At 68.0% G+C, this 9034-nt stretch carries 9 protein-coding genes; 5 read left to right on the forward strand and 4 right to left on the reverse strand.

Annotation, left to right across the window (positions count from 1 at the left end; translation table 11 throughout):
- From H5J31_RS22045 to H5J31_RS22055, 3 genes are all read right to left on the reverse strand, one after another.
- Complete coding sequence (locus tag H5J31_RS22045; RefSeq protein WP_236005325.1) at positions 1–1338, reverse strand: aKG-HExxH-type peptide beta-hydroxylase; 1338 nt, start codon at positions 1336–1338, stop codon at positions 1–3.
- Positions 1339–1796: 458 nt separating this feature from the next.
- On the reverse strand, positions 1797–1994 hold the full coding sequence (locus H5J31_RS22050; protein WP_181774523.1) for a hypothetical protein: 198 nt from the start codon (positions 1992–1994) through the stop codon (positions 1797–1799).
- Between the two features lie 77 nt (positions 1995–2071).
- Entirely contained in the window at positions 2072–2785 is a 714-nt protein-coding gene (locus H5J31_RS22055) for a Crp/Fnr family transcriptional regulator (protein WP_181774524.1), read from the reverse strand.
- A 205-nt stretch (positions 2786–2990) separates the two neighbouring features.
- Between H5J31_RS22055 and H5J31_RS22060 the strand changes: the two genes are divergently transcribed.
- The 5 genes from H5J31_RS22060 to H5J31_RS22080 all read left to right on the forward strand — a co-directional run bounded on the left by H5J31_RS22060 (position 2991) and on the right by H5J31_RS22080 (position 8385).
- The gene (locus H5J31_RS22060; protein ID WP_236005326.1) at positions 2991–3365 is read left to right on the forward strand and encodes a hypothetical protein; all 375 of its coding nucleotides are present in this window, start codon (positions 2991–2993) and stop codon (positions 3363–3365) included.
- A gap of 180 nt (positions 3366–3545) precedes the next feature.
- Positions 3546–4667 carry a sensor histidine kinase gene (locus H5J31_RS22065; RefSeq protein WP_456237050.1) on the forward strand — a complete coding sequence of 374 codons (1122 nt, stop codon included), beginning with the start codon at positions 3546–3548 and terminating at the stop codon, positions 4665–4667.
- Positions 4664–5425 (forward strand): LytR/AlgR family response regulator transcription factor, encoded by a 762-nt coding sequence (locus tag H5J31_RS22070; protein WP_181774527.1) that lies wholly within the window; start codon positions 4664–4666, stop codon positions 5423–5425. The genes H5J31_RS22065 and H5J31_RS22070 overlap by 4 nt, the downstream gene beginning before the upstream one ends.
- Positions 5426–5530: 105 nt before the next feature.
- Positions 5531–5692: a hypothetical protein gene (locus H5J31_RS22075; RefSeq protein ID WP_181774528.1), complete on the forward strand. Its 162-nt coding sequence runs from the start codon at positions 5531–5533 to the stop codon at positions 5690–5692.
- Between the two features lie 164 nt (positions 5693–5856).
- Complete coding sequence (locus H5J31_RS22080) at positions 5857–8385, forward strand: phosphocholine-specific phospholipase C (RefSeq protein WP_181774529.1); 2529 nt, start codon at positions 5857–5859, stop codon at positions 8383–8385.
- A 14-nt stretch (positions 8386–8399) separates the two neighbouring features.
- Here the strand turns inward: H5J31_RS22080 and H5J31_RS22085 are convergent, their stop codons facing one another.
- The gene (locus H5J31_RS22085; protein ID WP_181774530.1) at positions 8400–8906 is read right to left on the reverse strand and encodes a MarR family winged helix-turn-helix transcriptional regulator; all 507 of its coding nucleotides are present in this window, start codon (positions 8904–8906) and stop codon (positions 8400–8402) included.
- Positions 8907–9034: the final 128 nt, after the last annotated feature.

Here is a 9034-nt window from a genome sequence, read left to right on the forward strand (position 1 = left end):
TCAGCCGGGTACCACCTGCCCGATCCATGCCGCGAGCCGTTCCACGGACGGGGGAGAAGGGGCGAGGGTGCGCAGTTGCCGGTGGACCGCGCGGACGAGTTCTGGGCAGTGCAGCAGGGCACGAGCGGCCGGGTGCGGGCCTCGCGCGGAGAGCGCGAGGCCGAGTCCGACCAGTGACGTCGGCCGGTCGGGATCCTCGGAGAGTTCCGCGCGGTAGTCGTCGGCCGCTTTGGCGAAATCGCCTCGGGCGTAAGCGAAGTCGGCGCCGGTGGCCTCCGGTACGGCCCGCTTTCCGTCGCAGACGGCGAGCCGGATCAGGTCCGTCCTGGCGTGGGACCAGGAGCCGTCCGGGACCGGGGTCGGCGGCAGGTCCGTCGGGTCCAGGGTGACGGGTGGTTTGGCGCGGCCGTTCAGCCAGGCCTCCGCGACCTCGCCGACCGCCGCCGGTTTCGGGCGCAGGTGACGGACGCGCCAGCCGGCGAAATGGTCCTGGGCGACGGCCGCGGCGAGTTCGTTCGCCTCCGCCGGTACGGGTTCCTCCTGCCAGGGCCCGAGGCGTTCGGCGATACCTTCGACGAACCGGCGTCCGGCGGTGGTCAGTTTCGCGTCCGTGCGCAGCAGCCCCAAGGTGTACCAGGTCTGCCTGCGCCAATAGGCGAACTCGAAGGCGGATCGGTGAGGCATCACGCCGGCACCGGCCAGGGCCCGCCAGAAGGCCGTGACCCCGAAGAAGGCATAAACCCCTTGTAGCGCCCCGCTCAAGGGGCGCGGGTCGTCCCGCCAGGCCACGTAGATCCGTTCGCGGGAATCCGGCTCGTACAACTCGACCAGATGCAACAGCCCTCCCAGCACGATGTGCTGGAACTCATGGATGAGGAGGTCCGCGAGTGCCGCGCCGTCGCTCGGCAGCCCGACCACCGCACTGCCGAACGCCTCCCCGGTCGACGCACTCCGGTTACCGAAGAGCACTTGCGGTTTGGGCACCAGCGAGACGAGGCCCATCGGCATGATCCGGGCCAGCTCGGGCAGATGGTCGGCGATGAGGCGGCAGGCCTCGTCGATCAGCCGTCGCCAGTCGTCGAGTTCTCGGTCCGGCGACCGTTCGGGCGGGATCGGCTCATAGAGGCCACGGTAGGGATCGAGGTCGTCCAGCCATAGTGAGAACCGATGCGACCCCACTTGACTGCGTACCTGCCGGATTCCCCACCACCCCGGGCCGTCGGAGCCGGGTGAGATCGGCAACGGCACTTCGATTCCGTTGTGGGAGACGAAATACCGGCCTTGGGTGCCATGCACGGTAGCGACGGAGAACGCCGGGGCGGCAGGAAAGCGGGCCATGCCAAGGGAAGGCAGCATGGCGTTGCCATTCCATGCCGGGATATCGGTTTCGAAATCCAACCCCGCCCGAATCGCCGCGGCCGCCGCTATCGCGTGGGCGTGACCCAAGTGTATCCACAGTGGACCAATGCCGTTCGTTCCGTTGCGCAGCAAGCGAGTCGTGTAGCCCGCCCAGCTTCCGGTGTACGGATTGGTGAGCATCCGGTTCACTGCCCGGGGAGCCCTGGCTTCGGCTCGCGCCAAGAGCTCCCAGGCCGAGTCCAAAGAAGGTAACGGCCGCACGCACTCCGGGCATTTCGCCGCATCGGTGAGCAAAGCGTTGATCAACAGTTTGCGCCGGCTCCGCTCTGCCCGGCGCAGGCGGCGTGCTGTGTCTTCGTCGCTTTCGAGCCGCGCCAGTGCGTCGAAGTCCCGCCAGGACAACCGGTGGAACGTGGGGCGCGCTTCCGCGGAGGGCATCAGTCGATCCGCTCGCCACCTCCGGCGCCCGAACTCCGGTAGCGCGCCCGAAGATGTCTGGTCCGTTCGACGACGTGGCGCGCCGAATGGTGGAACGCCTCATCGTCCAGATCCCGTAACGCGGTCAGCGGAATCCCGTCGAGATCGATCAACGCGGATTCGATGTCCGGTTCCGTGCTTGCCGAGAATGAACTCATCGTGCCGATTCCCTCCACCCCGTGAAACGGTTGCGAGAGTTGAACCTTGACCAGGATAGCCGAGATTCCGTGACCGATCAGGCCTTGTCGTCGGGGGGAGGCCTTCCGGCGGCCAGTTCTCGGAGTGCGCGAGGCCGGGTGATGGTGACTCGCTGCCGGGCGGTGCGCACCACACCCAGACGGCGTAGTTCTTCCAGACCGCGGATCAAAGTGCTGCGGGAGACGCGGGCGAATCCGGCCAGTTCCCCTTGGTTGAAATGGAGATCGACCTGTTCGTCGTCGGTCCAGTCGAGGGTGTGCTGGAGCGTCAGTTCCAGGAGTACCGCGGCCAGGCGCTGCGGGAAATCGGGGCCGCCGGATTCCAGCCGGAGGCGATCCGATTGCTGGAGGCGGATCGCGGCGGTGCGGAAGATCTCCTCGGCGATCCTCGGCCGGGCGCGCAGTACACCGAGGAATTTGTCCCTCGGCACGATGAGCGTGTGCACCTCGTCGATCGCCGACATCGTCGCGGAACGGGGGAGTCCGCTGATCGGGGCGAGTTCTCCCACGATTTCCGCGGGGCCGCGGGCCGCGAGCGGGGCGTCCTCGCCGCGATAGTTGGTCGCGCTGATCTTCACCCAGCCGCGCAGGACGACGAACATGCTCGTGGGCGGACTGCCCTGAAGGGCGAGAATCTGACCCGGTTGCCACACCTTCAGGTGGCCCGCGCTCCGGAGCGCGGTCTGCTCGGCGGGCGTGAGTCTGCGCCAGGTACCGAGTTCCCCTTTTTCACCGGCTGAGGGACCGGTCATCCGGGCTCTCCGGTTCCGCGGGAACCGGATCGGCCCCGTGTTCCATATGACGCATCGCGCGCTCCCCCGACTCGTCAGCATGGTCAGTGGGCAAACAACCCGGAAGTTCCGAACCGCAACCTGCGATTGTGCCAGGCAGAGGGTGAGTTCACCAGGCCTCGGGCCGGTGACGGGGGAGGATGTCATGCGAAGTGCGGAAAGTGTCATGAGACGTGCGGAGGACAACGGTCCTGATCTGCGGACGCCCAAGGCGTTCGGGAGGAGACCGGCCTTCTTCGCGCCACATCCGCCGCTGATGTCGGGCGGCTGGTATCAGGGCGACGACCAAGAGGTCCTCGGTCCGGGGCGTTACGCGGTTCCCCGGCCTCCGGTCAAATCCGCGAAGACGGCCTTGCGGTGGACGCTTTTCCTCGGCCCCTTGGGGCTTTGCTACGTATCGCCCGTCGGCGGGCTGATCGCGGCGGCGGTCTCGGTCACCGCGATCACCGTCGCCGGCGCGTGGTTGGCCGCCGTGCTCTGGCCGGTCGCCATGGTCCTTTCACTGGCCGCCTTGCCGCGCGATCCCGACGCCGGGAAATGAGCGGTACAGGTGCCATCCGGTCGATTCCGGCCGGATGATCCGGGTGGGGCCGCTCAAGGGGGGCGGCCCCACCGCGGGTCACCCACCCGGGGAGGCCGGTGAATGGGAGGATGTCCGTCGGCCCTCGGGCCGACGGGAGGGAAAGTGATCGTCGCGCTCGCTTCGCTCTCGGCCGTGTCGATCGCGGCCGCCATCTGGTTCTACTTCCGCGGCAGGCGACGGCCGGGGGTCTCCCCGGAAGCCCTGTACGAGTTGCTCCGAGCGGTGCCGGTGCTGCGGGAAGGTCTGACCGCGGGCGAGGCGGACCGGACCACCGGCCGGTTGGTCGGCATGCTGGAGTGTGTCGCGGTCGGCATCACCGACGCCGACGGCACCTTGTTGAGCTGGGACGGCGGGGCGAACCACCATTACGCCGACCTCGCCGACGCGGTCTCGGCCGCTTGCCAAGGCGACCGGAAGCGGGTGTCGCACGATGGCCTCGACTGTCCGGTCGGCGGCTCGTGCGGGATGGGAACGGCGGTGGCCGTGCCGTTGCTCGTCGAAGGCGAGACGGCGGCGGTGCTGATCGTGGTCGCCCGAAGGCTCGACAGACGGCTGAACGTGATGGTCGACGTCGTCGCACGGTTCGTCACCATCCAGCTCGAACTGGAACGTCTCGACGACGCCAAGTCGGAACTGCGGCAGGCCGAGATGAGGGCCTTGCGCGCCCAGATCTCCCCGCATTTCACCTACAACGCGCTGAACACGATCGCGGAGCTCATCCGCACGGATCCTGAAGAGGCCGAGGAGCTTTTGCAGGACTTCGCCGACTACACCAGGTACTCCTTTCGTACTTCCGGTTCGTTCACCACGCTGGCCGAGGAACTGCGCAACATCGACCGGTACCTGATCATCGAAGCGGCGGTCCACTCGGGAAGGATCGGAGTCCGGCTGAAGATCGCGCCCGAGGTGCTCTCCGTCGTGATGCCTTTCCTCGTCGTGCAACCGTTGGTGGAGAACGCGATCCAGCACGGGCTGGCCCCGAAATCGGGCGGCGGGACGGTCACCCTCATCGCGGAGGACGCGGGCACCGAAGCGGTGATCAGTGTGGAGGACGACGGCGTCGGGATGGATCCCCGACTTCTCGCCGACTTGCGCGGCAGCTCGCACGTCGGTCTCTCCAACGTCAACCAGCGGATGCAACACACGTTCGGCCGGGATTACGCGCTCATGGTCGAGACCGCTCCGGGCGCGGGTACGAAGGTCACCCTGAGGCTGCCCAAGTTCATGCCCGGGGTCCGGCCGGTGAAGGAGTTCGAGTGAGCCAGGGACTGCGAGTGCTCGCGGTGGACGACATGCCCTCCGCGCTGGAGCGGATTTCCCGTCTCCTGCGCGAAAGCCCCGAGGTGGCCGTGGTCAGCTCGGCCGACGACCCGCTCAGCGCGTTGAAGATGATCCAGGGCGACCGGTTCGACGCGGTGTTCGTCGATATCGCGATGCCGGGGATGAACGGCATCGACCTGGGCGGGTTACTGGCGAAGCTGGCCGATCCGCCCCTGATCGTGTTCGTGACCGGCTACGACGAACACGCGGCGGACGCCTTCGATCTCGGGGCGATCGACTATCTGCGGAAACCGGTGAGCGCGGACAGGCTCTCCGCCGCGCTGCGCCGGGTGCGCAAGATGTCGCCGTCGACCGAAGCGGCACCGCCGTCGGTGCCGGACTCGCTGGCCGTGCTGCCGGTCGACGTCCAGGGCCGCACGAGGTTCGTCCGGCGCCGCGAGGTCGTCTTCGTCGAAGCCGCCCGGGACACGGTCAAACTGCACACCTTCTCCGGTGTCCACCCGGTGCGGATGCCGCTGTCGCTGCTGGCCGAGCAGTGGGAGGACGCCGGTTTCGTGCGGACCCATCGCAGTTACCTCGCCGCCGTCGGCGCGATCACCGAATTGCGCAGTGATCCGGTCGGCGGCCTGGTGGCGCATACCGAACTCGGCGACGTCCCGGTGAGCCGACGGCATTATCGCGGCGTCCGCGAGCGGCTGTTCGAGGCGGCGCGGTCGGCGGAACCCGGACGGCCGTGACCGTTCGTTGGCCGGTCGTACCGCTCGTTCGCCGCTCGTCGTGCGAGGGAGGGCGAAGATCGTCCGGCGAGGGTGCGGGCACCGACACGTTCCTAACCTCGTGGCATGACGAACCTCATCAACGAAGTGACGCTTTCGCCCGCGGTACTGGAATTCGCCTTGTTCGGCCTGCTCGCCTTCCTCGGCCTCCGGCGCGGCCGCGAGAACCGGGCCCGCCGGGTGGTGACGATCTGCGGGACCTCCTTCCAGCTGCGCTGGCACTGGTAGCAGCCACCCTCCGAAAGTCGGGTCGTACTGCTCCGATCATGGGACCCGGAGGCGTAACCCTTGAACCGGTTGGGCGCACTATGTTCTCATCTGCTCGATAGTCGTTCCAAAGGTGCAGTTTCGAACACCTTCGAACAGGTTCACCGCAGTATCTGGAGGGCTCCGTGCGTCGTCGTACCCTGCTGAAGGCCGCTGGCGCGGCCTCCGCCTTCACTTTGCTCCCCGAGAGCGTCCGGCAGGCACTCGCCACCGACGCGCCGACGGGCGGACTGGACGTCATCGAGCACGTCGTGGTCTTCATGCAGGAGAACCGGTCTTTCGACCATTATCTGGGGACGTTGCGCGGTGTCCGGGGATTCGCCGACCCGGCGGCGATCGAACTGCCCTCGGGGGATTCGGTCTTCCGGCAGCCCGGCCGCTCCGGCACCGTGCTGCCCTATGCGATCGACGACCAGTTCATGGCCGACGTCGACCACAGCTGGTCCGGCGGGCATCGCGCCTGGAACGGCGGACGTCACGACGGCTGGGAGGCGGCCAAGGGGGTCCGCTCGCTGACCTATCACACCCGCTCCGCGCTGCGGTTCTATCACGAGCTGGCCGACGCCTTCACCGTCTGCGACGCCTACCACTGCTCGGAACTGGGTCCCACCAACCCGAACCGGATGTACCTGTTCACCGGCAAACTCGGGTTCGAGCCGGACGGTACGACCCGCGCCATCGGCAACGCCGCGTGGCAGAACCCCGGGCACACCGGCTACACCTGGAAGACCTACGCCGAGCGGCTCCAGACCGCGGGCCGCAGCTGGCGGGTCTACCAGGAGTGGGACAACTACGGCGACAACTCGTTGGACTACTTCGCCAGTTTCCTGGCCGTCGGTACGAAGGCGCTGTCGAAGGTGAAGGACTCCGCGGGCAAGGCGTTCCCGAAGCTGGAGTACTTCTACTACGCCCTGGATTCGGCGTCGGCGGCCGAGAAGACGCGGCTGCTCGACGGGCTCGCGGCGGGGGTGGCGACGCTGAGCCCGGCCGAGCGTGCCCTCTATGACCGCGGGCTGGCCCGGGTCGCGCCGAAGCAGTTGCTGAGCGCCTTCAAGGCCGACGTCGACGGTGGCAAGCTCCCGTCGGTGTCCTGGATCGTCGCGCCGGAATCGCAGACCGAGCATCCGGCGTGGGGCCCCAACACCGGCGCCGATCTGGTCAAGTCCATTTTGGACACCATCGCCTCCAAACCCGCGGTGTGGAACAAGACCTTGTTCCTGCTGACCTACGACGAGGACGGCGGCTTCTTCGATCACATGCCGCCGCCGGCGCCGCCCGCCTCCGACTCGGAGGGCAAGAGTTCCGTCGCCACGACCGACGAATTCGTCTCCGGCGAGCCGATCGGGCTGGGCGTGCGGGTGCCGATGTTCGTCATCTCGCCGTGGAGCCGGGGCGGGAAGGTGTGTTCGGAGGTCTTCGACCACACCTCCGTGCTGCGGTTCCTGGAACGCTGGAGCGGGGTCGGCGAACCGAACATATCGCCGTGGCGGCGCGCCGTCTGCGGCGATCTGACCTCGGCGCTGGACACCTCGACGCCGGGCGCGAGCTATCCGGCGCTGACCCCGCCGGTGCCGACGAGCGGGCCGTGGAACACGCAGCCGCAGCCGCCTGCCGAGCAGCGGCTCCCCGTGACCGAGAACGGGGTCAAGGCGGCGCGGCCCTTGCCGTACCGGCTGACGGTGTCCGGGCGCGTGACGGCGGAGCGGTTCTGGATCGACCTCGCCAGCACCGGCCCGGTCGGCGCGCATTTCTACGTCTACGCCAACGCGTACCGCACCGACGGGCCGTGGCGCTACACCGTCGCCGCGGGGGCGACGCTGTCGGACTATTGGCAGGCGGGGTCCCCGGACGGCGCGTACGACCTGAACGTGCACGGGCCGAACGGTTTCGTGCGGCGGTTCGCGGGAAACCGGATCACCGCGACCACCGCGGGCAAGCCGAACCCGGAAGTCGTACTGCGCCAGGGATCCGGCGTCGTCTACCTGAAGATGACCAACACGGGCGCGGAGTGCGGCCTGACCGTGAGCACCGGTAACCGTGGCGGAGGACCTTGGGCGTACACGGTGAAAACCGGTGAGGCCGTCGAGGACTGGTTCAGCGTCGAAGGTGGCATGAGCGGCTGGTACGACCTGACCGTCCAAGGCCCGGACGGTTTCGTGCGCCGTTTCGCGGGCCACGCCGAGACCGGCGCGGAGACCATCAGCGACCCCGTCATGGGTTCCGGGCCGCTGCGGGCCACCGTTCGTTCGGCCGACAGCCAGGAGACCGCGGGTGAATCCGGTGCCGCCACGAACGCCGTCGACGGCAAGCCGTCCACGCATTGGCACACCAAGTGGTCCGGCGGCGCAGACCCGCTGCCCCATGAACTTCAGCTCGATCTGGGGGCCGCCCGCACCGTCACCGGCTTGACGTATCTACCGCGCCAGGACGGCTCGGCCCACGGCCGGATCGGCCGCTACGAGGTTCACTTGAGCACCGACGGGACGAACTGGGGAAGTCCGGCCGCCGCCGGCACCTTCGCCGACGACGCCGTCCAGAAGACGCTTCGCTTCTGGCCCGCTCAAGCCCGCTACGTCCGCCTTCGCGCGCTCACCGAGGCCGGGGGACGCGGTCCGTGGACGTCCGCGGCGGAGGTCGTCCCGCTGGGCTGGTAGTGAGCTCCGCCGGTTCAGTCCAGTGAAGTGTCACCGAAGTGTTCGAGCAGCAGCCGCAGGCCGCCGACCAGCTGGGCCCACTGCGCCGGATCCATGTCCGGGAGCAGGCCGGCCTCGTTCTCCAAGTGAAGCGCGAAGACCTCGTCGACGACCTCGCATCCCTTCTCGGTCAAGCGAATCCGGACCGAACGGCGGTCCTCGCCGTCGCGCACCCGCTCGACCAGGCCCTTGGTCTCCATGCGGTCGATGCGGTTCGTGATCGCCCCCGACGTGACCATCGCGGCCTTCAGCAGCGCGCCCGGCGTCAGTCCGCCGGGTTCCCCTGATCGGCGAAGCGTGGTGAGGACGTCGAACTCCCAGGACTCCAGGCCGTGCCGGGTGTTGAACTCCTTGAGCTTCTTGTCCACGACCCGGGCGAGCCGCTGGATGCGCCCGAGCACCTCGACCGGCCAGAGCTTGTCTTCGAGGTCCGGGCGTTCGCGGCTCCACAGCCCGATCACCGCGTCGACCGCGTCGGCCATGACACTCCTCTCATTATCTCAACATTAAGAGACTTGACGTCGAGAGAACTCACTGGTGTTATCTCAACATTGAGATTATCAGTGAGGAGACATCATGGCGATCATCGCCGAACGGCCCGGCGTCCCGC

The sequence above is a fragment of the Amycolatopsis pittospori genome (assembly GCF_013870525.1).
Classification (GTDB): domain Bacteria; phylum Actinomycetota; class Actinomycetes; order Mycobacteriales; family Pseudonocardiaceae; genus Amycolatopsis; species Amycolatopsis pittospori.